The following is a 21,269-nucleotide window of genomic DNA, read 5'->3' as shown; positions in this document are numbered from 1 at the left end:
TCGCCCAGCTTGACCGAGATGATCGCCGTCAGACCCTCGCGGATGTCCTCGCCCGCGAGGTTGTCGTCCTTCTCCCGCAGCAGCTTCTTGTCGCGCGCATAGCGATTGACGACCGTCGTCAGAGCGGTCCGGAAGCCTTCTTCATGGGTGCCGCCGCCGTGGGTGTGGATCGTGTTCGCGTACGAGTACACGCTCTCGGTGTACTGGCTGTTCCACTGCATCGCGATCTCCACCGACAGCAACCGTCCCGGGTCCTGCGCCTCCACGCCGATCACGCTCGGGTGTACCGGCTCACCCTTGCGGCCGTTGAGGTGCCGGACGAAGTCCGCGATGCCCCCGTCGTACCGGTAGGACACCACCCGCGGCGACCCCTCGTCGCCGCCCTCGGCCGCCGAGGCGGCGGCCCGCTCATCGGTGAGGGTCAGGGTAAGACCCTTGTTGAGGAAGGCCATCTCCTGGAAGCGGCGCGAAAGCGTCTCGAAGGAGTACTCGGTCGTCTCGAATATGGCGTCGTTGGCCCAGAAGGTGATCGTGGTGCCGGTCCGGTCGGTCTCCTCGTGGCGAGCGATCGGTCCGGTCGGCTCTCCGTGCTCGAAGAACTGGCTCCACCGGAACCCGTCCGCCAGCACCTCGGCCGTCAGGCGGCTCGACAGGGCGTTGACCACGGAAAGGCCCACCCCGTGCAGACCGCCGGAGACCGAGTAGCCGCCGCCTCCGAACTTGCCGCCCGCATGCAGGACCGTGAGCACCACCTCCAGCGCCGGCCGGCCCGTCCCCGGGTGCAACCCGACCGGGATCCCGCGGCCGTTGTCGGTGACCCGTACTCCACCGTCGGCCTGGATCGTCACGTCGATCCGGTCGGCGACACCTGCCATCGCCTCGTCCACGGAGTTGTCCACGATCTCCTGCACCATGTGGTGCAGGCCCGGCGCCCCGGTCGAGCCGATGTACATGCCGGGCCGCTTGCGGACCGCGTCCAGGCCGTCCAGAACCTGGATCGCACGGGCGTCGTAGGAATCTGACGCGGGGCCCGCGTCGGTGATCTTGGCGCTGGTATTGAGTGCCGGAACGCCGGATTCGGTCAAGGCGATGCTCACTTTCAGACACGACGAACTCCGCTGACGCGCACGCGCACGACAGCGATGGGGACGCTGACTGGTGGGCCGCTCCAGGGCATGGCGAAGCACGCCCTCGGCCGTTGAAGTCCGGTCGCGCACCTCGTGACCGGACTGCTCCACTGTACCGGCCCACCTGACTCGCGATAGGGCAAGGAAGACCCTGAAGGCTACTGTGCGGCGATATCAGGAGTGGAGATTAATCCCCCCACTAAAGTTTCACCAGAAGGCTTCAGATCGCCTCTCACGGGCCCTGCCGGGCTGCCTGAGGTGAGCGATCAAGGCACGAGTTCACCATCACGCTGCGTTGCCTGGTGTCGCCATGGCGGCGAGCTGCGGACGGCAGCGACCAGGAGCGCCGGGAGGCTGAGTGGCGAGCGAGTGGCGAGCCCGGTGAACCGGAGTCACCTTGCCCGCCGATGGCGGCCGAGCGGCCCGAACGGCCGCCATCGCAGAGAAGTGACCAGGCCGGACGAGAGGGTGCCGGACCAGACGGGCCGCATCGGACCTCACCCCTGCCTGGCAGGGTTCCGTCCATGAATGATCATCTGATGGACGCGGACTGACCGCCCTGAGCCCTCCGTCACGACCACCGCCTCGCCGCCCGCTCACGTTCCGCGGGCTACGGATGGCGGTGTTCGCACTCGCCTGCCTGCCCGCAGTGCAGCTCAGCCCACTACAGCGCTCATCGTGTCGACCGCGCAGTGCCATGCACAGTGTCAGGCGTCAGGCGTCAGGCGTCAGGCCTCAGGCGTTCGTGGCTGGTTGGCGTGCGGTGAGCTCCGCCTGGTGCAGCCAGTCGATGTACCAGTGGGCGAAGGTGACCGGCTTCCCGGCCTGGTCGAGGAGCGGGACGAGGTCGGCGTCGTCCGCCCGGCAGTCGGACCAGATGGTGCCGCGGTGGGTGCCGTTGACGATCAACCACTCTCTCTGGGCGCAGCCGAGGTGGGAGATCACGATGGCGCCGACGGTGCGCTCGGGGGCGAACATCAGGGCGTCCCAGCGTTCGTCCCACGCTTCGATGGCGTCGTCGAAGTCCTCGATCTCGTCGAAGTCCTCTTCTTCAGGGCGAACAGCGAGAAGCGCGTCGAGGTCTTCGGGATCCGGGCCGTGGTCAGGAAAAGGCTGGGCGAGCATGGCCAGATCGGCCAGGTCGGCGCCGTCTCCTTCCCAACGCCAGCGACCTTGCACGCGGCGAACGGGGAAGAGGCCGTACGCAGGACCCGCGCCGCCGGCACCCACGCAGGTGAGGAAGCTCCGGTAGTCATCCGGCAACCGCACACCCACCTGCGCTTCGAGTTCGGCAAGTCCCTCATCGTCCAGTGGGTCTTCCAGGACCCACCCGTGCCAGAGCGAGCCGAACACCTTGCCGTTCGACGGCTGGGCGCCCAACGCCACCACACGCTGACGGACCCCGCTCCACTGCTGATCGACCATGCCCAGACCGTACGCGGAGCCAGTGACAGCGGAAACGGCCTGGTGTCACGCACGCCCTGCGGGATACCGCAAGCGCCCCTACGGGCCGAGCGACGGGCTCAGCCGTACGTCGGCGGACGGCCCCGCCTGCGTCGCGTGCGGCAGAACGTGTGAAACTCCTGCCACAGCTGCCCTGTCCCGACCGACCGGGCAGCACCGTCACGGGGTGGGGACGTACATGAGTGGGACCGAGAACACCGTCGAAGCCGTGCCCGAAGCCGTGCCCGACGACGGGAGCGGTGCTGAGACCGGGGCCGGGAGCGGCGCCAGGAACAGGAAGAGACTCAAAGCAACCGCCGTCGTGCTCGCCGGACTGGGGTTCATCGTCGGCGGTTCACTGCTGGCTCCGGATCCGGAGCCTTCCGGGTGGGTGGCGGAGCCGGCCTCGTCGAAGCCCCAGTACTCCGGTCCGGGGCCGACGATTGAGCAGGTCACGGCGGACTTCGAGGCCGCGGCCGCCACTGCCGGACTGGGGCCGGCGGCCCCGTCCCGATCGTTCGTGGCGCCTGGGTGCCTGGCACCCTGGGAATCCTACGAGCGCGTGAGTGATGCGCGGTTGGCCGCGCTCCTGGACGACCTCACCGGCCGCCAATGGCGGCTCACCGGGCGGCACAAGAGGCCCCCCACCGTCGCGTCTTCGCTGACCAAAGGCACATGGCGTCTCCTGGTCGTGCACGAGAAGAGGCCCGGCTCGCGTGAGCATCTCTCGCTCCTGGCCGCGAACAGCACTCCTGCCTGTGAGGAGGCGTTCAAGCAGGCGCAGGATGCCGGCACCCAAGCCGTCTAGGGCTTGCCGCCTCTACCGGGTCGGTGAGGCCCGGTAGGAAACGGTGACCGGACCCCTGAACTCCTCGGCAGGCACCCCGGTCTGGCCGGACGGGGCCCAGGACTACTCGTCGATGTTCAGGCGGGCGATGTCCGCGGCGTACGCGGCGGTGCGGAGCGCCGTGGTACCCGACACGAACAGGCCGGCACCTCCGATGGCGAAGGGGAGGGAGAGCAGCAGGCCGGCGGTGATCGGGCCCCAGTCACGCGCGCCGTCGCAGGTGTCGCCCTCGTCCACGAGGTAGGACTCGCGGAGGTATCCGGTCTCGTGGAAGGCCCGGGACTTGCACTCGACAGCACCGCGCTGGCCGTCGACGCTGAAGGGGAACACGAGCAAGTACCCCAGCCACAGCCAGATGAGTACGGCCACGGCCATCAGGCCACGGCCCCAGCCCTGTTCGCGCAGCCCCCGCACCCGGAACTCCGTGTCGTACACCTGGGCCGATGAGTTCATAGGGGTGACGTCCATACGGGTGAATCTAACCGAAACGGTTGACCTCGTCCTCTCGACTTCGGGGTGACCCACTGGGCTCCTGGTCCTGGACGGAACCGATGTGCGCGACCGGCTGCGGGACGAGGCCCGGATGCTGGAGCAGCTCGCACCGCTGGGGGTCACGCCCGGGAAGGTGCATCTGTTCGACGAGCAGGGGGACTTGTTCCTCGCCGAGGAACTCGTGCCCGGACAGCCCCTGAACCTGTGGCAGTCGGCGCGCGCCCGGGACGGCGGCCCCGGCGCGGACGAGGCGGCGGCCGCCCACGGCGTCCCCGAGGAGGAGAACGGCCTGGAGCGGTTCCTGACGGCGACACGGTGCCAGAACTTCCTGACGCCGCCGCGTCGCCACCGGGCCTTCCCCCTCGTCGAATTCCTCTGAGGCCCGCGCCGGCCCGCCGCTTCGTGCCGGCGTCGACGCGAGGAGGACGTCGGCACGAAGCGCCCGAGGGCGACAGGGGACGGCAGGGGCGACCCGCGCGCGGACCGCGCTCCCCCGCTCCCGGCACCGCGCGTCAACCGGCCGTGCAGGGCGGGACCGCCGACGGTCACCAGGACGAACAGGAACCCGGCAGTGATCAGAGCCGGTTCGGAGAACCACAGTCCGGCGAGCCAGTCGACGACCAGGGCCACGGCCACGAGGAGCACCTTCGCCGCCACCAGACCGAAGAACAGACCCCGGTCCACCGGGGTGTGCCCGCCGCGGGCGAGACGGCGGCCGACGAAGCGTCCGGCCACGCTGACACAGAGCACCACCACGAGGACGCGCAGTGCGTGCTCCCACGCGGGCGTGTCCCCGCCGAAGGCCCAGACGCCGCCCACGGCCGCACCCGCGGCGGCGTAGGCGAGCATGCGCGTGGGCCGGGCCGACCGCGTACGCGCCCCGGTTCGGCTCGGCCGGGAACAGACTCGGGTGCTGTAGACGGACATGTCTCGCCTTTCATTACAGAAAGCAAGCATTAGTTACAAATATTTACAAAACAACTTGCACTCCGAGTGTCATATCTTCGAGCGTGAATCGTCAAGCCCCGACCTCGGCGACGCGGCCGGATCCACGCGGTGACCCGGTCGGGTGGCACCGCCGCCCCGCAAGGCCTCCGCGGCGGAAAGTCCCCGGTAGAGGTGGTCCATGGCGCCACAGCTGCGGACATTGGAGGCCCAGGAATGGGACACCTGGTACCGGACCCTGGAACGGGCCTTCGGCGGCCCGCCCACACCCCCGGAGGCGCGCGAGCTGTGGGAGAGCCTGACCGAACACGACCGGTCCATCGGCGCCTGGGACGGCGACGCGTGCGTGGGCACCGCAGGAGCCTTCTCGCTGCGCCTGTCGGTACCGGGCACAGCCCTGGTCGACACGGCCGGGGTGACGATGGTGAGCGTGGCCGCCACGCACCGCAGACAGGGGCTCATGGCGGCGATGATGCGACGCCGGCTGGACGACGTCCGCGAGCGGGGTGAACCGCTGGCGGCCCTGGTGGCGTCCGAGCCCGGCATCTACGGCCGCTTCGGCTACGGCATGGCCACGCAGCAGCTGTCCGCGACGATCGACACGGCGCGCGTACGACTGGAGGTACCGGCCGGCCCCGGCACGGTCGGGGTACACCTGCGGTACGCCGACCCGCTGTCCGCACTGCCGGCCTGCGAAGCGGTGTACACGGACCAGGTGGCGGCCGCCCGGGCATGCCGGCCCGCGCACCCGGGTGGGAGCGCTTGGCCGTGCTGGCACCCCAGGGCGGCGTCCCGCTGACCGCCCCCGCCCGGGCCGGGCGGGCCGGTGAGCTGAGCGGGGGAACGCTCGAACGGGCCTCACTGGCCTTCGGCAACGAGGCCGCCCCCTGGCTGCCGCACTCCTTCCAGGGGCCGCCGGCCCGGCTTCCCCACCGGCCTTCGCGCCGCGGGACACCCTTCCAAAATACCCCCGGGGGTACCTCTGCTACGCTCGAAATATACCCCCGGGGGTAAACTTCAAGAGAAGGAGTGACCGCGTGTTCTTCATAGACACCCTTGACCTGGAAGGGCTCGGCAACCGCAGCTACCTGGCCGGCGGCGCCCGCACGGCCGTGGCGGTGGACCCCCCGCGCGACATCGACCAGGTACTCGCCGCGGCGGCCCGCCGAGGGGTGCGGATCTCCCACGTCGTGGAGACCCACATCCACAACGACTACGTCACCGGCGGCCTGGACCTGGCCCGCATCTCGGGCGCCGCATACCTGGTGCCCGCCGCGGCCCGCGTGTCCTTCGCCCGCACCTCCGTCCATGACGGCGACACCGTCACCGTGGACGAGGGAATCACCCTGCGGGCACTGGCCACCCCCGGACACACCCCGCACCACACCTCCTACGTCCTGGAGGAGCAGGGTGCGGCCGTAGCCGTGTTCACGGGGGGCTCCCTGCTGATCGGCACGGTCGGACGGCCCGACCTGGTCGAACCGCGACTGACCGAGGAACTGGCCCGTGCCCAGCACGCCTCCGCGCACCGGCTGGCCGCCGAGCTGGCGGACGAGACCGAGGTGCTGCCCACCCACGGGTTCGGAAGCTTCTGCTCCGCGGCCCAGGCGGACGGGGACACCACCACCATCGGCGAGGAGAAGGCGCGCAACGACGCCCTGGTCCAGGACGTCGACGCCTTCGTCTCCGCCCTGCTGGCGGGGCTCGACGACGTGCCCGCCTACTACGCCCACATGGCACCGGCCAACGCCGCGGGCCCGGCCCCGGTCGACCTCACCCCACCTCCCGTGGCGGACGCCGCCGACATCGCGGCCCGGCTGGCCGCCGGCGAGTGGGTGGTCGACCTGCGCAACCGCATCGCCTTCGCCCAAGGGCACGTCGCGGGGTCCTTCAACTTCGAGGCCGACGGGAAGATCGCCACGTACTTGGCGTGGATGATCCCGTGGGGCAGGCCCGTCACCCTCCTCGCGGAATCCCCCGAGCAGCTGGCGAAGGCTCAGCGCGAACTGACCCGGGTCGGTATCGACCGGCCCGCGGCCGCAGCCACCGGAGAGCCGGCCGAGTGGCTTTCGGCGGGTGAGCGGCTCCAGAGCTTCCCGCGGGCGACGTTCGCCGACCTCGCCGCCCTGGACCCGTACGAGCACCGGATCGTGCTCGACGTACGGCGGGACTCCGAGCGTGCGGAAAGCCGGATCAAGGGCTCGCTGCACATCCCGATCCACCAGCTCCACCGCCGCCAGGACGAGGTACCAGCCGGAGTGGTGTGGGTGCACTGCGCCGGCGGGATGCGCGCGGGGATCGCAGCCTCCCTGCTCGACGCCGCCGGACGCGATGTCGTAGCCGTCGACGACGCCTTCGACGCCGCCCGGCACGCAGGCCTCCAGATGGCCACGGGCCTCGACGGTCTCGGCAGCTGACGTTCGCCCTCCCCACTTCCGAAGAGAGAAGGACCCGCACATGTTCCTGTTCCGCCGCGGCCCCGTCCGCGTGACTCCGGCCCAGGCCCTGCAACGCACCCGCGACACGGACGCCGTCCTGTTCGACGTACGCGAGCGCGCCGAGTGGGCGGCCGGGCGCGCGCCCGGAGCCGTACACGCCCCGCTCTCCACCCTGATGACCGGTGCCGGCCTGCCGCCGGCCGCCCAGGGCCGGCCGCTGGTGGTGATCTGCCGCTCCGGGCACCGCTCCCGGCAGGCCGTGAAACTCCTGACCGGCCGCGGGGCGGAGGCCGTCGACGTCAAGGGCGGCATGAACGCCTGGGCCGCAGCCGGGCTGCCCGTTGTCGACGGCCGTGGAAGCAGCGGCTCGATAGCGTGAGCGCGGTCATCCTCGCGCTGGTCGCCGGGGCCGTCATCGGCCTCGCCCTCGGCGCCCTGGGAGGCGGCGGGAGCGTACTCGCGGTCCCCGCCCTGATCTACCTGCTCGGCTTCACCCCGGCGGCGGCCACCACAGCGTCCCTGATCATCGTCACCGCCACATCCGCCACCGCCCTTTACCCGCACGCCACCTCCGGCAACGTCCGCTGGAAGACCGGGGCCCTCTTCGCAGCCACCGGCATACTCCCCGCCGTGGCGGCGGCCGGCCTCGCCGCGCGGCTGCCCGAACCACTGCTGACCGCGGCGTTCGCCGCCGTCGCGGGCCTCGCCGCGCTGCGCATGCTCAGAATCCCGGCAACCTCCGACGGGTTGCGCCCGGTGCGGCCGATACGAGCCGCCGGAGCCGGGGCGGGGCTGGGCGCCGTCACCGGGTTGCTGGGCGTCGGCGGCGGATTCCTCGCCGTCCCGGCCCTCGTCGGAGCCCTGGGCCTGCGCATGCGGGCGGCCGTCGGCACCAGCCTGCTCGTGATCACCGTCAACTCGCTCGCTGCGTTCGCCGCCCGCACCGACAGCACCACACCTCTGCACTGGGCGGTCATCGCACCTTTCACCGGCGCCGCGATCCTCGGCGCCTGGGACGGCAAACGCCTCGCCGCCAAGGTCACGGGTTCCACCCTGCAACGGAGCTTCGCCGTCGTGTTGCTGGCCGTCGCGGCCTTCATGCTGACCGACGCGATCCGCTGACGCCGTAGGGGGTGTCTTGCCGCAGCACGCCCACACAGCTCACCCGGCGTCCGACCCCGGACGCCGGACCTCCTGAAAGGAAGAAGTCCGCCATGGCCATCCCCCACACCCTCGACCCCGCGCAGGCCCGCACCCGCCTGCAAGAGCTCACCGTCCTCGACGTCCGCACCCCCGGCGAATACGCCGCAGGGCACCTGCCCGGCGCCCTGAACATCCCCCTCGATCAGATCTCACGCGCACTGCCCGACATCCGCCACGCCGCTGACCGCAGGGGCATCCTCGTCGTCTGCGCCTCCGGAGCACGCTCCGACCGTGCCTGCAGGACGCTCGCCGAGCACGGCATCACCGCTGCCACCCTCACCGGTGGTACCGGTGCCTGGTCGGCCGCCGGCCACGGCCTCCATCGTCCCGAGCGCCCCTTCCGCACCACGTGGGGCATGGAACGCCAGGTACGTCTGACGGCCGGCGCCCTCGTCCTGGCAGGCTTCGGGCTCGGGGTGATCCACCCCGCCTTCCGGTTCCTCTCCGTCGCGGTCGCCGGCGGTCTGGCCTACTCCGCGCTCTCCGACACCTGCGGCATGGCAGCCGTCCTCGCCCGGCTCCCCCACAACCGTCCCCGCCGGGGCGACCTCGATGCCGCGCGCGCAGCCCTCCGCAGCGACTGACCGCCACACATACCCCCTGGGGTACCATGCACGGGAGAGATGTCAATCAGGAGGCACCCGGTGAAGGTCGACGAAGCAGCGGTCAGCTCAGTCCTCAACCGGCTGCGCCGCGCCCAGGGGCAGCTCGCAGGAGTCATCGCCATGATCGAAGCCGGACGTGACTGCAAGGACGTCGTCACCCAGCTCGCCGCCGTCTCCAAGGCACTCGACCGCGCCGGCTTCAAGATCGTCGCCAGCGGCATGCGCCAGTGCATGAACAACGCCGACGAGACCCAGGCCCCCATGACCGAGGAAGAACTCGAAAAGCTCTTCCTCGCCCTGGCCTGAGCGTCGTCGCCGCCGCCGTCCGGAAGACGGCGAGGACGGCCCGGCCGGCGGAGCCCACGTGGCTTCGACCCGCCTGGTGTCACCGATCGAGCGCACGGTTCGCCATGGCCACGGAGCACCCCTCCGCTGCTGTGACAAGAGGGAACTCCGTCCAGACGGTCTTGCCGTCCCGGGTGTAGCGGGTGCCCCATCGTTCGGTGAGCTGGGCCACCAGGAAGAGACCACGCCCGCCCTCATCGGTGGTGCGTGCCCGTCGTAGGTGCGGAGCGGTGCTGCTGCTGTCGGAGACCTCGCAGATCAGGCTGCGATCACGGATGAGCCGCAGGGTCACCGGCGTGCCGCCGCCGTACCGGTAGGCGTTGGTGACCAGTTCGCTGATGACCAGTTCGGCGGTGAAGGCCATCTCCTCCAGGCCCCACCCGATCAGTGTGGCCTCCGCCAGGTGCCGCGCCCGGGCGGCGGCGGTCGGTTCTGCGGGCAGTTCCCAGGAGGCGACCTGCTCCGGCGCCAGCACGCGGGTGCGGGCGAGGAGCAGTGCGACGTCATCCGGTGGGTGATCCGGCAGCAGGGCGTCCTGCACCGCCGCGCAGGTCTCCTCCAGCGAGCGGCCGGGCCGGGCCAGGGCTTCCCGCAGCCGCTCGAGTCCCTCGTCGAGGTCGAGGCCACGGGCCTCGACCAGGCCGTCCGTGTACAGCGCCAGCAGGCTTCCCTCGGCGAGTTCCAGTTCGGCGGACTCGAACGGGAGTCCGCCCAGACCCAGTGGCGGCCCCTCGGGAAGGTCGGGCAGGCTCACCGTGCCGTCGGAGGTCACCACGGCGGGCGGCAGGTGGCCCGCCCGCGCCAGGGTGCAGCGCCGGGAGGTGGGATCGTAGACCGCGTAGAGACACGTCGCGCCGACGATCTGCCGGCCCCCCGAGCTTCCGTCGGCAGGCTCCTGCTCATCTGCCAGGCGGTTGACCAGGTCGTCCAGGTGGGAGAGGACCTCGTCCGGAGCGTAGTCGAGGCCGGCCAGGGTGTGCACGGCCGTGCGCAGGCGGCCCATGGTGGCCGCGGCGTGCAGACCGTGGCCGACGACATCGCCGACGACGAGGGCGACGCGTGCCCCGGAGAGGGGGATGACATCGAACCAGTCGCCGCCGACGCCGGTGGCGGGATCGGCCGGCAGATAGAGGTGCGCGACCTCGACCGCGCTGTGTTCGGGCAACTCCTGCGGCAGCAGGCTGCGCTGCAAGGTCAGCGCGGCCTGATGCTGCTGGGTGTAGCGGCGGGCGTTGTCGATGCACAGGGCGGCCCGCGCGGCGAATTCCTCCGCGAGCGTGAGGTCGTCCTCCTCGAACGGCTCGGGCCGCTCGGCCCGCCACAGGCTGAGCAGGCCGAGGAGCAGGCCGCGGGCCGTCAGCGGTACGACGATCAGTGAGTGCGCGTCCAGGTCGAGGGCGCGCCGTCTGCGCTCATGGTCCTGGAAGTACCAGGCGGGGCTGCTCCGGAGCACCGGTTCGAGGATGGACTGCTGTTCGGCGAGGCACCTGGCGTGCGGGGTACGAGGGTCGAAGCGGAAGACCTCTCCGGCGGAGTGCATCACCTGCAGCGCCTCTGCCACGACCGACTGGACGGCCATTCTGCGGACCGGTCCGCTCGTCTCCTCGGCGGTCTCGTCGCCCCGGGCCACCGACTCCAGCAGATCCACCGAGACGGCGTCCGCGAGCTCGGGGACGGCGACGTCGGCCAGCTCCCGGGTGGTCTGGGCGAGATCCAGTGTGGTCCCGATGCGGGCGCTCGCCCGGTTGAGCAGGGCGAGCCGCCGCCGGGCCCGGTAGCGGTCGGTGACATCCTCCACCAGTTGGGTGACCCCGAGGATCCCGCCGGAGGGGTCCTCCATCCGGAACGCCGACACCGACACCACCCGTTCGTGGTCGGGGTCACTCCTCAGGCGGCAGGGCTGCTCGGTGAAGATCAGCGGGGCGCCCGTGTCCAGCACCCGTTGCAGCCGGGTTTCGATGGTCTTCAGGTCCGGACCGATGAGGAAGTCGCCGATCCGGCGGCTCCGGATCTCCGCCGCGGGAAGTTGCGTGAACCGGGCCAGCGCCCGGTTGATCCGCAGGATGCTCAGATCGGGGGCGTGGACGGACAGACCGATCGGGGAGCGCCGGAACAGACCGTCCAGGACCGACCGGTCCGTCTCCCACCGCAGCACCTCCTCCGCCGGGGCGACGACGAGGAACCACTCGCGGGCCGATCCGGCACGGATGACGGCGCGGGCGCGGAAACCCAGCTCCACCCGCCGCCCGCTGCGGTGCAGGACGGGCAGGACACCGGACCAGCCCCGGTCGCGCTCGCACGCGGCCACCGCGTCCAGAATCGCCTCGCGATCACGCGAATCGAACAGGAACTCGGCCGCCTTGCGCCCCAGCACCTCATCGGGCGGGTAGCCGAGGTGCTCCTGTGCGCGCTCGCTCCAGCCGACGACCCTTCCGTGGCCGTCCAGTACCGCCGAGGCCGAGTTGTGCAGCGCGAACGGGTCCTCGGGCACCTCGCCCGATCCCGGCACCGGCGCGTCCATCGCTGCCACCCTTCGACCTGCCGAACGGACCGCACAGCGGGCATTGCCACAGCGACTACCCGGCGTGATCAGAGACCAGGGGTCGAGCAGTCGGCATACCTTCAGTATCCCCGCGCCGCCGCACGTCGGCAGAGGGTCGCCCGCCGTGCGCCCCCGAGTCCGCCGGGCCCCGCCCGCCCGGCCCGTCGGCGGGGCCGGGCAGGGGCCGTGGACGGCGCGGATGCCGCACACCGGAGCTGGGGATCCTGACGACATGAATGCCGTCCTCACCAGTCTCGTCGCCGTCTTCGCAACGCTGGCCGGGTCCAGCCTCACCTTCGTCTTCCAACGGCATACCGCCCGGCAGGCGGAACGGTTCGCCCGAGATCAACGGCTGTGGCACGAACGGATCGGCGCCTACAGCGCCTTCGCGGCGGCTCTCACCGACTTCCGCCGGAGTCAGAACGACCGCTGGCACTTGGAACAGGACGACCCGGACAGCCCTCGGTCGATCAGCGCTCGTGAAGCGTCCTACCAGCGGCGGGCGGACTCGACAGCGGCACTCTGCCGAGTCCACCTCATCTGCGGCGATTCCGCCTTGATCCAGCTGGCCCAGGAGGCTCTTGACGCCACGGCCGGGATTCATGTGGCACAGGACGAAGAGGACCGCGCGGGGCGGGGGGAGACGGCACGTCTCGCGCTCGAAAGGTTCCTTGCCGGCGCCTCACCGCAGGCTCGCTGACCGCGCGGTCGACCCGGCCCCCGGGGACAGCCACGGGCTGCCCCCGGACGGCCCTGGGCGAGCCGGGGGCCGGGCCGCCGTCAGCCCTGCGGGGCGGCCGGTTTGGCGTCCTTGGACAGCGGCACCTCTCCGGTGTTGTCGACGTGACGGGCGGCGACCCACACGGCCTGGTCGCGCAGCAGGTACCAGATGCTGTTGCCGTCGATGGTCTGCGCGTGCACCTTGCTGTGCAGGCCGATCACGGTGCCGTGGTTCAGGTTGCCGACGAGGGAGGCGTCGGTACTCGGGTATCGCCGCAGGTTGACGCCGCTACTGCTGACGACCGTGCCGAACGGCTGAGCTGGACTGGGCATCGTGACCTCCAAGGGAACGCCTGAGCGGCGGGACGTGGTCCGGTATGCGGACGGGTTGCCTGCACGGTAGAGCCAATGCCCGTCGGGGAGCCGGAGGCGTGCGGGGCATCACCACGACCGCGACCGGGCGTCATTCCGATGGTTCCGTCCCGCGTCGTCGGACGCCGCTTTCAACGATTCAGCTGAACAATGATGACGGTTCAATTACCCTCTGTAGTGGACATCCAGCCGTCGAGCACGGCTCCGCAGATCGCGATCAGCACGGATACGGCGTGCTGCACGGCCCGATGACCGCCGATCCGGATCGCGAACCCGGTGCGCACGCCGGCCTTCCGGTTGCCGCGTTCATTACGGTGCGTGACGATCGAGGAGGGGGTGTCGAGGAGGGGGTGTCGAGACGCCGGCGACACAGCCGCACGAACGGGCGCGCTGACGGCCGTTGACGACGCCTGTCGGAGTGCCGGCATCGCATGGGACACACCGAGCCGCATGACGACGGCCGCAGGGCTTCCCCCACACCCGGAACCATCGGAGGCACCGAGATGACCACACTCTTCTTCGACATCGGGGCGACATTGGCGGACGGCCGTGTCGAGGCAGACGGATCCTGGCTGTTGCGTCCTCGCCCCCGGGTCCTGCAGGTTCTCGATGCTTTCGCAGGGGAACCCCAGGGCATCATCTCCGACCCGGGCACCGAACAGGATGCGGTCGCGCAGGTCACGGAAGCCCTCCATGAGGCGTTCCCCGACCGGTTCACGGATGACCGCCTCATTCACTTCGGCCCCAAGACCAGCCGCGCGATCTTCGACGACGCGGTCGCGAGCACCGGCGGCGCGGCCGACGACTGCGTCTTCGTGGGTGAGGACCACGACGAGCGCGCGTTCGCCCGCACGGCGGGCATGCGTGTCGCACCCCACCCCGTGTTCACGCGGGCCGCCATCGAGAACCGCCCGGTCTTCTGGACGAGGATCGACGTGCCGGAGGGCGGGAGCCTGGGCGTGCTGGAGTCGGTGGCGAACAGCACGGAGGCCGTTCCCGCGCATGTCGCCTCCCCTCGGCTCGTGCTCGCGATGGCGACCGCACTCGGAGTCGAGACGCTCCGACAGGCAGGGTTCACGGCCGACGTCCGGGAACAGGTGGAGGACACGGCGGCATTCCTGATCAGGGACGACCGCTCGGTCCCGGTGCCGGAGGCCCTCGCGGGCGCCTCGGCGGAGTCCCGGACGGCGGCCGAAGGGGCGATGCGCGCAGCGGCCGCGTTCTGCTTCGCCTCCGGCGAACTGACCGGGTACCCGCGGCAGATCTCGTCGCTCGGGCCGGCGCCCGGCGGTGTCTACGTCGCCGCGCCCGCCGGTGTCCCGATCGAGGAGGTGCACCCGCAGGGAGCCAAGCCCGGACACACCGAGCGGCTGCTCCCGGACCCGGCGCTCCTGTCACGTCCTGGTGAAACGCAGGCCGAGGCGTTCGCCCCGGCCCTGCCGGCCGGGTTCGCCGAGACGGGGAACGGTCTTCCCTCCCCCGAGACTCTCGCGGCCGTACGCGCGACCGTGACGCCCGAGGTGCTGCGTGCCCACGTGGCACGCATCTCCGGCGTCGAGCCGCTGGTCCCGGGCGAGCCGCTGAAGATCCGCAGCCGTGACGCGGCGAATGCCGACAACGGGCTCGTCGTGGACGCCCTGGTCCGGCACTTCCAGGATCTGGGGCTGGTGGTCCGACGGCATGCGTTCAGGTGGCGGGGACACCGATTGTTCAATGTCGAAGCCGAGCACCGCGTCGAGGGGGCCGACTCCGCCGTTCTCATCACGGGACATCTGGATTCGACGGCGGAGAGTGGTGACTTCGTCGATGCGAACGGCGATCCCCGCCCCTACGACCCCTTGGTGGACCCGGCGCCCGGCGCGGACGACGACGGGAGCGGCACCGCAGCGGTCATGGCCGCGGCGGAATGTCTGCACGCGCTCGTCGCGGAGGGCAGAGAGCCGACGCGTCACGTGCGCTTCGTCCTCTTCAACGCCGAGGAACAGGCGCTCTTCGGCAGCAAGCGCTACGCGCGCGCCGCCGCGGCGGCGGACGACCGCATCGCGGGCGTCTTCCAGATGGACATGATCGCCGGTTTGCAGGACGGCAGCGCTCCCGCGGTGGAGATCCATGCCGGCTCCTCCGTACCCGGGCCGGTCGCGGCCGCCTCCGACGCGCTCGGTGACCTGGTCGCGCGGACCATCCCTGCCATCGCCTCCGGCTTCGCGGTCCAGCAGCTCACCGGACCCGGGGACCCCGCCCTGGGGCGGAGCGACCATGCGAGCTTCCACGAGCGGGGATGGGCGGCCATCGCCGTCTCCGAGGACCTCTTCCGTGCTGACGGCAGCCAGGGGGGAACCGGCACCCGGAAGTACCACACGCCCGGCGACACCCTCCTCGACGAGGACCACGACACGCAGTACGCGGCCGCGATCGCGCGCTCCGTCACCGCGACCGCCCTGACCTTCGCGGGCCTGTAGTGCTGTGACCGGAAAGGTTCACCGGGCCGCGGCGGGCCGAAGGCCCGTCAGGTACGGCTCCCCTGCCCCGCTTCGCCAGCGGGGCCGGGCCTCCGGCTGACGCGCTGGAGCGGGAGCGCGAGCCCTCCGGGACGGAGGAGGCGTCCGCGTCTCGCCGTGGCGGCGCGCCGGGTGACCGCCTGAATGCCTCCGGCGTGTCAGGGCCGGCCCATCGCGCTCGGCGGAGAGCACCAGGCAACCGACGGCCACCATCAGGACAGGAACATGGCGCTTGGGCATGAGAGAAGCCCCCTGGTGACACGTCGATCAGGATGATCCGCCCCGAACAGCAACCGTGCCCGCTACCGGGTCTCCGACGCCCTTCCGGGCCCCACCCCTTCCGCGCCTGCGCCCGCTCGGCGAGCCCGGTCACACGGCCGTCCGAAAAACTGTTTCACAATTGACAGTTGTGGGATCGCCGCGCCGGGGGCGGTGGATGATGAGCCCGACATGGCCGGAGTCCGTGCAGGGACGCGCTCGTGTCCGCAGCCTGCGTGGCGGAGCGGACGGTGGCTGCGGGCTGCCGTGTTCACGCTGCTCAGCTCGGCGTTGGCCGTCGTAGGCCATCACCTGGCCTCGGAGCACCCGGTTTCCTGGCGGCGGGCGACGGTCGGGGCGCTGGCCGTCTTCGCTCTCTCGTGGCCGACAGCCCGTCCGTCCCTGCCTGGCCGGCACGTTCTTGCGGCGACCGGGCTGGCTCAGCTCCTCCTGCACGGGGCTCTGTCCCTGCAGCGTCACGTACGCCACGGGCACGCCGCAGCACACGACGGTGTGCTGCTGGAGATCGGGCATGCCCCACACCACGCGGCGTGGGCGATGACGGCGGCTCATTGCGTGGCCACATGCGTGATGGCTCTGCTCATGTACCGCGCGGACGAGGCGCTGAGCCGTCTGCCGGAGATGGTGGGCCGATGGGCCCAAGCGGCGGTTGCGCTTGCCGTCGCGGCTTTCGGTACAAGCCGCCGGCCGTGGTTGCGGACTGGTCCGCATGGCGTACCCGTTGCGCTCAACGGGCCTGCCGTACGGCCGGCGGTGACGACCATGCTCTGGCACGCGGTGGTGCGTCGGGGGCCTCCTGCCGGATGTGCAGGAGACGTTCCCCTGATCCTGGCGGACTCTTCACCTGCAGGGTGAGGCCCGTCCCGCGTACCGAGAGGGTTTCTCCATCATGAACAGGTCACACACCCATCTCCCGTTCTCCAGGGCGGCCTTTACGGTCGCCTGCGCCCTGGTGGTCCTGGGCGTGGCTGCCGGGCCGGCCGCCGCGCACGCCGAGGTCACCGCCTCCGATCCGCGCGCGCTCGCCGAGAACGTCACGCTGTCCTTCACCTCCGAGGCGGAGTCGGACACCGCGGGCATCGCGGAGCTGAAGGTGGTCCTCCCGAAGGGCATCACTCCGGACGCCGTGACGCTCAAGGACGCTCCCAAGGAGTGGAAGCTGACGGCCACCCCGGACGGGTACGCGATCGGTGGCCCGGCTCTGGCGACCGGCACCGATGCCGAGTACAGCATCACCGTGCGCCAGCTGCCCGACGAGAAGTCCCTGGCCTTCAAGACCCTGGAGACCTACGGCGACGGAAAGGTCTCCCGCTGGATCGAGGTGCCCACCAGCGGCGAGAAGGTCGACAACCCGGCTCCCGTGCTCGAGCTGAAGGCAGCGGCCCCCGGGGCCAAGCCGATCGCGCCGAGCGCCTCGCCGTCTCCGACGCCGAGCGCCTCGCCGTCTCCGACGCCGAGCGCCGCCCCGTCCGTCCAGCCGTCGGCCGCGCCGCCCGCTCCCGCCGCGCCCGCCGCGTCCACCGACGCGCAGGCCACGGGCGAGGAGGAAGCGGGCAACAGCACCGGCGCCATCGTCGGCGCGGTTGCGGCCGTGCTTCTGCTCGTCGCTGCCGGCACCTTCTGGTGGGTGCGTCGCAGCCGTAGCCGGGTCTGACCCACACGATCGGGGTCGGCACGCGGCTCACGCCGAGCGCCGGCCCCGATCGCGCGTAGGTCCCGTGCGCGCGCAGGTCCCGTGCGCGCTCCTCCTGCGACGACTACGCGATGCGGACGGTCTCGCGCACGGTGACCTGATCGATGTCGGTGGTGCGCACGGTGACGTTCAAGGTCCAGACACCGGGCATGGGCAGCCGCAGGTCGTAGGTGGCCCAGTACCCCTTCTGGTTCTTGAGCTTGGCGTCCAGCGGGCCGATTCCGAGGTCTTCCTGGGTGAGGCTGAGGCGGAGTTCGGGGACGGTGGCGAGGCCGCCGTCCGCGGTGAACACGACGGCTTCGACGGTGTTCTCGCCGACGCGACCGGGCGCCAGCGTGATCTGCACGGCGCCCTTCTGGTTGGCCGTCCCCATGTCGAACGGGACCGTGACCACCTTCGTCTGCGGCTCCTGCGCAGTGGCCACCGGGGTCTTGTCGGCGGCGCGGCTGGGCTGGGTTCCGGTGAGCAAGGTCGTGAGCGCCAGGACCACGACGCCGAGCACGGCTTCGACGGCCACCGTCCGGCGCAGGCTGCGCCGGTATCCGTCGGCCTCCAGGACGGGCGGCTCGGCGCCGTCCCCCGGCTCACCCCCGGCAGGTGCATCGGACTTACCGCCGTGGTCGGTTGCCCTGGGGGAAGGTGGCGCGCCGACCGTCTGTACGGCCCTCGCCGGCTCAGGATCGGGCACCGCCCGGGGTTCCGCGGCCGGTGTCACCTCGTGAACGAGGCGGGCCGTCCAACGGCGGGAGAACGACGCCGCGCACAGCACGAGAACCACGGCGGCGATCTTCACGGCGAGCGTCCTGCCGAACGACGTGGTGGACAGCGCCTGCCACGAGCCGACCTGCCGCCAGGACTGGTACATCCCCGTGCCGACCAGCACGGCGACGGCGGTGAAGGCCAGGGTGGAAAAGCGGCCGATCGCGGACGCTGGTATGTCACGGCTGCCGGGCCCTCGACGCCGGAGCAGGATCGCCAGCGTGATCAGGCCGCCCAGCCAGACCCCCATGGCCAGCAGGTGCAGCACGGAGACCGGAATCGCCAGCGGCACCTGGATACCGGCGGAGGCGTGTTCCGCGGAGGCCCAGGTGAACGCCAGGGCCAGGGCGAGAACCGCTCCGCTCAGGCGGACACGGGCACCGAGGTCACCCAGCGGTGATCCGCCGTCGTCCCGGTCGAGTCGTACGGCCAGCCGCCTCAGCAGCACAGCGGCAGCCGCGAGCAGTACAAGCCGTGCGACCAGTGCAGCCCCGGGCCTCCCGGTGACGGTCCGGCCCAGCTGAGACAGATCGAACGCCGATGTCAGCGCGCCGGCCGTCTCGTACGGGCCGCGCAGCAGCAACAGGGCCACGGTGGACGCCACCAGTGCCGCCCAGCCGACGGCCAGCACCCTGCGTACGGGGCGGACCGCGCGCGCGGTGGGCCAGCACACGAGGACGAAGGCGGCAGCTCCGACCAGAAGAGCGAGTCCGCTGTAGGCGACGTAACGGAAGAAGCCGTACAGGCGGCCGGCCGCCGTGTCCTCGAGGGAGCCGGTCGCCACCACGGCGGCGGTGCCGGACGGTTTGCCGATGGAGAAGACGAACGCGCCCGAGATCGGGTGGCCATCGGCGGAGACGACGCGCCAGGCCACCGTGTAGGTGCCCTGGGGAAGCTGGTCGGACAGCTCTACCCGTGCGGTGTTCTCCTTGCCGTCCGCGCGCTGGGCCGGGCGCGGGTTGACACGCTCGTTCTCCGGAGACAGCACTCTCAGTGAGTCCTCGGAGAAGCTGACCGACTCCGTGAAGGTGAGGGTGACCTGTTTCGGAGCCGTATCGAGGACGGTGCCTTCCGCAGGATCGGAGCCGCTGAGGCCGGCGTGCGCGAAGGCCGAGCCCGCCCCGCCGAGGATCAGGGCGAGTACGGCGGCGACCAGCGCCAGGGCGGTCAGTGACGTCCTCGCGGTAGGTGATCCGGTGTGCATGAACAGTCAGTCTCCGAAGTGGCGGTCGTCGTCGGCGGCACCGCCGCCCGGAACTCGGTCCTGCAGGTCATGACGGGATGTGGACGATAGTGCTGCCGGCCTCGGGACGGAGCCGGTTAAGCAACTTCGGCTAAAGGGCGGGCCGGAAGGTCCAGCTCGGGGCGTGTTCCTGTATGGAGCGGGAGGGGAGGCCGAGCAGCCGCGGCCGCAGCGTCCTCCGCAAGGGTGAGGCCGGCCGATCGCCTGCGCCGTCTTCACTTCGTGGAGGCTGCCGGGGCGTGCCGGCCGACGCGGCTCACCTCGGGCATCGGCGGTGTGGGCCGGTTCCGGCGTCGGCGCAGCCAGACGTACAGCATCAGGCACGGCAGGAGCACCCCGAGGACGGTGAGGGTGAGGAACGCCGTGAAGCTGCTGATGTGGGTCACCAGCCAGGCGAAATTCTGCCCGAAGAAGCCGACCACGAAGGACAGCGGGAGGAACACGCTCGCGAGGATCGTGAGCCTTTCCATCGTGGCGCTCTGCCGAAGGTTGATCTTGTTCTGTTCTACGGAGATCACCGCGATGTTCGCTTCCAGGACGGTGGTCAGGAGGTCGCGCTGGGCGGCGACCTCCTCGTTGACGAGCAGCAGGTGGTCGTGCACGTCACGGATGTACGGCTGGAGCGCGGGCGGCGTCTTGCCGGGTTGCAGCCGCCTGGTGAGCACGGCGAGCAGCGGGTGTACGGCCCGGTAGAAGTCGGTGGCCTCGCGGCGCAGGGAGTAGATCCGTTCGGTCGGGGCGACCGCCCCGGAGAACACCGTGGCCTCGATCTGCTCGATGTCGCGCTCGAGTTCACCGACGACCGGCGCGTAGCTGTCGACGACCTGGTCGAGGATCGCCCACAGGGTGGAGGCGCTGCCGGTCTTGAGCAGTTCGGGGCGGCTTTCGAGCCGGCTGCGGGCTTCGTGCAGCTCGCTCGCGATGCCCTGGCGAACGGTGATCACGAAGTGGTCGGCGAGGAAGATGCTGATCTCGCCGGTGTCGATCTCCTCGCGTTCGTCGTCGTAGCGTGCCGTGCGCAGGATGATCAGTTCGGTGCCGTCCTCGTACTGCTCGGCCTTCGGCCGCAGGTGGAAGGCCGAGGCGTCCTCGACAGCGAGCTCGTGCAGTCCGAAGATCTCGCGCACCCGGTCCAGCTCCTCGGGACCCGGTTCGAAGATGCCCAGCCAGACGAATCCGCCTTGCCGGCAGCGCGCGGCCGCCTGCTCCAGTGGCATCGCGCCCTCGTCCTGTCGGCGCCCGTCGCGGTAATGTGCGCAGTCGACGATCATGGCCTTCCTCCTCACGGCCGACCGATGTGCGCCGCCTCGTGCCCGCCGGGCGTAGCGCGCCGTAGAGGCCTCACAGCAATAGATGCTCCTCCGACTCGGCGGAGATGTCCTCGCAGCCGGCCCCCGTGGCTGCCCTCCCCGGTCGATTTCGCTGGTCACGAGGGCGTGACCGGGTCGGCCCCGGCAGGCCCGGGTAGGCCGAGGTCGGCCCAGGTCGGCCCATGGACGCTTCACGTGGCCAGAGGCGTGATCACGCAAGCGTCCGGCACGGGACAGGCGCGCAGGAGAGAGATCATGAAGCTGTACCTCGTCGCACCTCTGGTTCTCATCGCCCTGCTCATCGCCGCCTCAGGGGTGGCGGCAGCCACCCGCGGCTGGGTGCTCCCCATGAACCGGCGGCGCGATTCTGGTCGCCGGATTCGCCGTGATGCTGACGGGCCAGTTCAC

At 71.0% G+C, this 21,269-nt stretch carries 17 protein-coding genes and 1 pseudogene; 11 read left to right on the top strand and 7 right to left on the bottom strand.

The window, feature by feature from the left end; all coding sequences use genetic code 11:
- Positions 1-1,085 (bottom strand): ATP-binding protein (locus ACFY04_RS40075; RefSeq protein ID WP_389125344.1); only part of this gene is annotated, 1,085 nt, incomplete at its 3' end.
- A 777-nt stretch (positions 1,086-1,862) separates the two neighbouring features.
- Complete coding sequence (locus ACFY04_RS40070) at positions 1,863-2,552, bottom strand: SMI1/KNR4 family protein (RefSeq protein ID WP_389125335.1); 690 nt, start codon at positions 2,550-2,552, stop codon at positions 1,863-1,865.
- Between the two features lie 205 nt (positions 2,553-2,757).
- On the opposite strand from ACFY04_RS40070, the gene ACFY04_RS40065 reads away from it, so the two are divergent.
- Positions 2,758-3,378 (top strand): hypothetical protein, encoded by a 621-nt coding sequence (locus ACFY04_RS40065; protein ID WP_389125334.1) that lies wholly within the window; start codon positions 2,758-2,760, stop codon positions 3,376-3,378.
- A gap of 102 nt (positions 3,379-3,480) precedes the next feature.
- Here ACFY04_RS40065 and ACFY04_RS40060 read toward each other — a convergent pair whose 3' ends face one another.
- A complete protein-coding gene (locus tag ACFY04_RS40060) occupies positions 3,481-3,885 on the bottom strand; it encodes a hypothetical protein (protein ID WP_389125332.1) in 405 nt (134 codons plus the stop codon).
- 85 nt (positions 3,886-3,970) lie between these two features.
- Between ACFY04_RS40060 and ACFY04_RS40055 the strand changes: the two genes are divergently transcribed.
- From ACFY04_RS40055 to ACFY04_RS40025, 7 genes and pseudogenes are all read left to right on the top strand, one after another.
- A complete protein-coding gene (locus ACFY04_RS40055) occupies positions 3,971-4,288 on the top strand; it encodes a hypothetical protein (RefSeq protein ID WP_389125330.1) in 318 nt (105 codons plus the stop codon).
- Between the two features lie 747 nt (positions 4,289-5,035).
- Positions 5,036-5,700, top strand: a pseudogene (locus tag ACFY04_RS40050) (GNAT family N-acetyltransferase); the annotation flags it as partial.
- A gap of 191 nt (positions 5,701-5,891) precedes the next feature.
- Positions 5,892-7,271: a rhodanese-like domain-containing protein gene (locus ACFY04_RS40045; RefSeq protein WP_389125327.1), complete on the top strand. Its 1,380-nt coding sequence runs from the start codon at positions 5,892-5,894 to the stop codon at positions 7,269-7,271.
- A gap of 40 nt (positions 7,272-7,311) precedes the next feature.
- Complete coding sequence (locus ACFY04_RS40040) at positions 7,312-7,671, top strand: rhodanese-like domain-containing protein (RefSeq protein WP_389125325.1); 360 nt, start codon at positions 7,312-7,314, stop codon at positions 7,669-7,671.
- Positions 7,668-8,414, top strand: a complete 747-nt coding sequence (locus ACFY04_RS40035) for a sulfite exporter TauE/SafE family protein (protein WP_389125323.1) — start codon at positions 7,668-7,670, stop codon at positions 8,412-8,414. The genes ACFY04_RS40040 and ACFY04_RS40035 overlap by 4 nt, the downstream gene beginning before the upstream one ends.
- A 92-nt stretch (positions 8,415-8,506) precedes the next feature.
- A complete protein-coding gene (locus tag ACFY04_RS40030; protein WP_389125322.1) occupies positions 8,507-9,079 on the top strand; it encodes a rhodanese-like domain-containing protein in 573 nt (190 codons plus the stop codon).
- Positions 9,080-9,139: 60 nt separating this feature from the next.
- A complete protein-coding gene (locus ACFY04_RS40025) occupies positions 9,140-9,406 on the top strand; it encodes a metal-sensitive transcriptional regulator (RefSeq protein ID WP_389125321.1) in 267 nt (88 codons plus the stop codon).
- A 79-nt stretch (positions 9,407-9,485) separates the two neighbouring features.
- Here the strand turns inward: ACFY04_RS40025 and ACFY04_RS40020 are convergent, their stop codons facing one another.
- On the bottom strand, positions 9,486-11,966 hold the full coding sequence (locus ACFY04_RS40020; protein WP_389125320.1) for a SpoIIE family protein phosphatase: 2,481 nt from the start codon (positions 11,964-11,966) through the stop codon (positions 9,486-9,488).
- A 253-nt stretch (positions 11,967-12,219) separates the two neighbouring features.
- Here ACFY04_RS40020 and ACFY04_RS40015 point away from each other — a divergent pair, with 253 nt between their 5' ends.
- A complete protein-coding gene (locus tag ACFY04_RS40015; protein WP_389125318.1) occupies positions 12,220-12,687 on the top strand; it encodes a hypothetical protein in 468 nt (155 codons plus the stop codon).
- An 80-nt stretch (positions 12,688-12,767) separates the two neighbouring features.
- Here ACFY04_RS40015 and ACFY04_RS40010 read toward each other — a convergent pair whose 3' ends face one another.
- On the bottom strand, positions 12,768-13,040 hold the full coding sequence (locus ACFY04_RS40010; RefSeq protein ID WP_389125317.1) for an SH3 domain-containing protein: 273 nt from the start codon (positions 13,038-13,040) through the stop codon (positions 12,768-12,770).
- 542 nt (positions 13,041-13,582) lie between these two features.
- Between ACFY04_RS40010 and ACFY04_RS40005 the strand changes: the two genes are divergently transcribed.
- Both ACFY04_RS40005 and ACFY04_RS40000 read left to right on the top strand, forming a co-directional pair.
- Positions 13,583-15,538, top strand: a complete 1,956-nt coding sequence (locus tag ACFY04_RS40005; RefSeq protein ID WP_389125315.1) for a M20/M25/M40 family metallo-hydrolase — start codon at positions 13,583-13,585, stop codon at positions 15,536-15,538.
- A gap of 1,207 nt (positions 15,539-16,745) precedes the next feature.
- Positions 16,746-17,510 (top strand): DUF1775 domain-containing protein, encoded by a 765-nt coding sequence (locus tag ACFY04_RS40000; RefSeq protein ID WP_389125314.1) that lies wholly within the window; start codon positions 16,746-16,748, stop codon positions 17,508-17,510.
- A gap of 103 nt (positions 17,511-17,613) precedes the next feature.
- Here ACFY04_RS40000 and ACFY04_RS39995 read toward each other — a convergent pair whose 3' ends face one another.
- A complete protein-coding gene (locus ACFY04_RS39995; protein WP_389125313.1) occupies positions 17,614-19,512 on the bottom strand; it encodes a copper resistance CopC/CopD family protein in 1,899 nt (632 codons plus the stop codon).
- Positions 19,513-19,766: 254 nt separating this feature from the next.
- On the bottom strand, positions 19,767-20,822 hold the full coding sequence (locus tag ACFY04_RS39990; RefSeq protein WP_389125311.1) for a CorA family divalent cation transporter: 1,056 nt from the start codon (positions 20,820-20,822) through the stop codon (positions 19,767-19,769).
- Positions 20,823-21,269: the final 447 nt, after the last annotated feature.

It is taken from the genome of Streptomyces sp. NPDC001549 (assembly GCF_042894025.1).
GTDB lineage: Bacteria > Actinomycetota > Actinomycetes > Streptomycetales > Streptomycetaceae > Streptomyces > Streptomyces kutzneri.
This window is presented reverse-complemented; position numbering and strand designations above follow the sequence as displayed.

Coding starts and splice junctions, on each gene's coding strand:
- ACFY04_RS40070 (WP_389125335.1), bottom strand. CDS start 2,552: ATGGTCGATCAGCAGTGGAGCGGGGTCCGTCAGCGTGTGGTGGCGTTG.
- ACFY04_RS40060 (WP_389125332.1), bottom strand. CDS start 3,885: ATGGACGTCACCCCTATGAACTCATCGGCCCAGGTGTACGACACGGAG.
- ACFY04_RS40040 (WP_389125325.1), top strand. CDS start 7,312: ATGTTCCTGTTCCGCCGCGGCCCCGTCCGCGTGACTCCGGCCCAGGCC.
- ACFY04_RS40030 (WP_389125322.1), top strand. CDS start 8,507: ATGGCCATCCCCCACACCCTCGACCCCGCGCAGGCCCGCACCCGCCTG.
- ACFY04_RS40020 (WP_389125320.1), bottom strand. CDS start 11,966: ATGGACGCGCCGGTGCCGGGATCGGGCGAGGTGCCCGAGGACCCGTTC.
- ACFY04_RS40015 (WP_389125318.1), top strand. CDS start 12,220: ATGAATGCCGTCCTCACCAGTCTCGTCGCCGTCTTCGCAACGCTGGCC.
- ACFY04_RS40010 (WP_389125317.1), bottom strand. CDS start 13,040: ATGCCCAGTCCAGCTCAGCCGTTCGGCACGGTCGTCAGCAGTAGCGGC.
- ACFY04_RS40005 (WP_389125315.1), top strand. CDS start 13,583: ATGACCACACTCTTCTTCGACATCGGGGCGACATTGGCGGACGGCCGT.
- ACFY04_RS40000 (WP_389125314.1), top strand. CDS start 16,746: ATGAACAGGTCACACACCCATCTCCCGTTCTCCAGGGCGGCCTTTACG.
- ACFY04_RS39995 (WP_389125313.1), bottom strand. CDS start 19,512: ATGCACACCGGATCACCTACCGCGAGGACGTCACTGACCGCCCTGGCG.
- ACFY04_RS39990 (WP_389125311.1), bottom strand. CDS start 20,822: ATGATCGTCGACTGCGCACATTACCGCGACGGGCGCCGACAGGACGAG.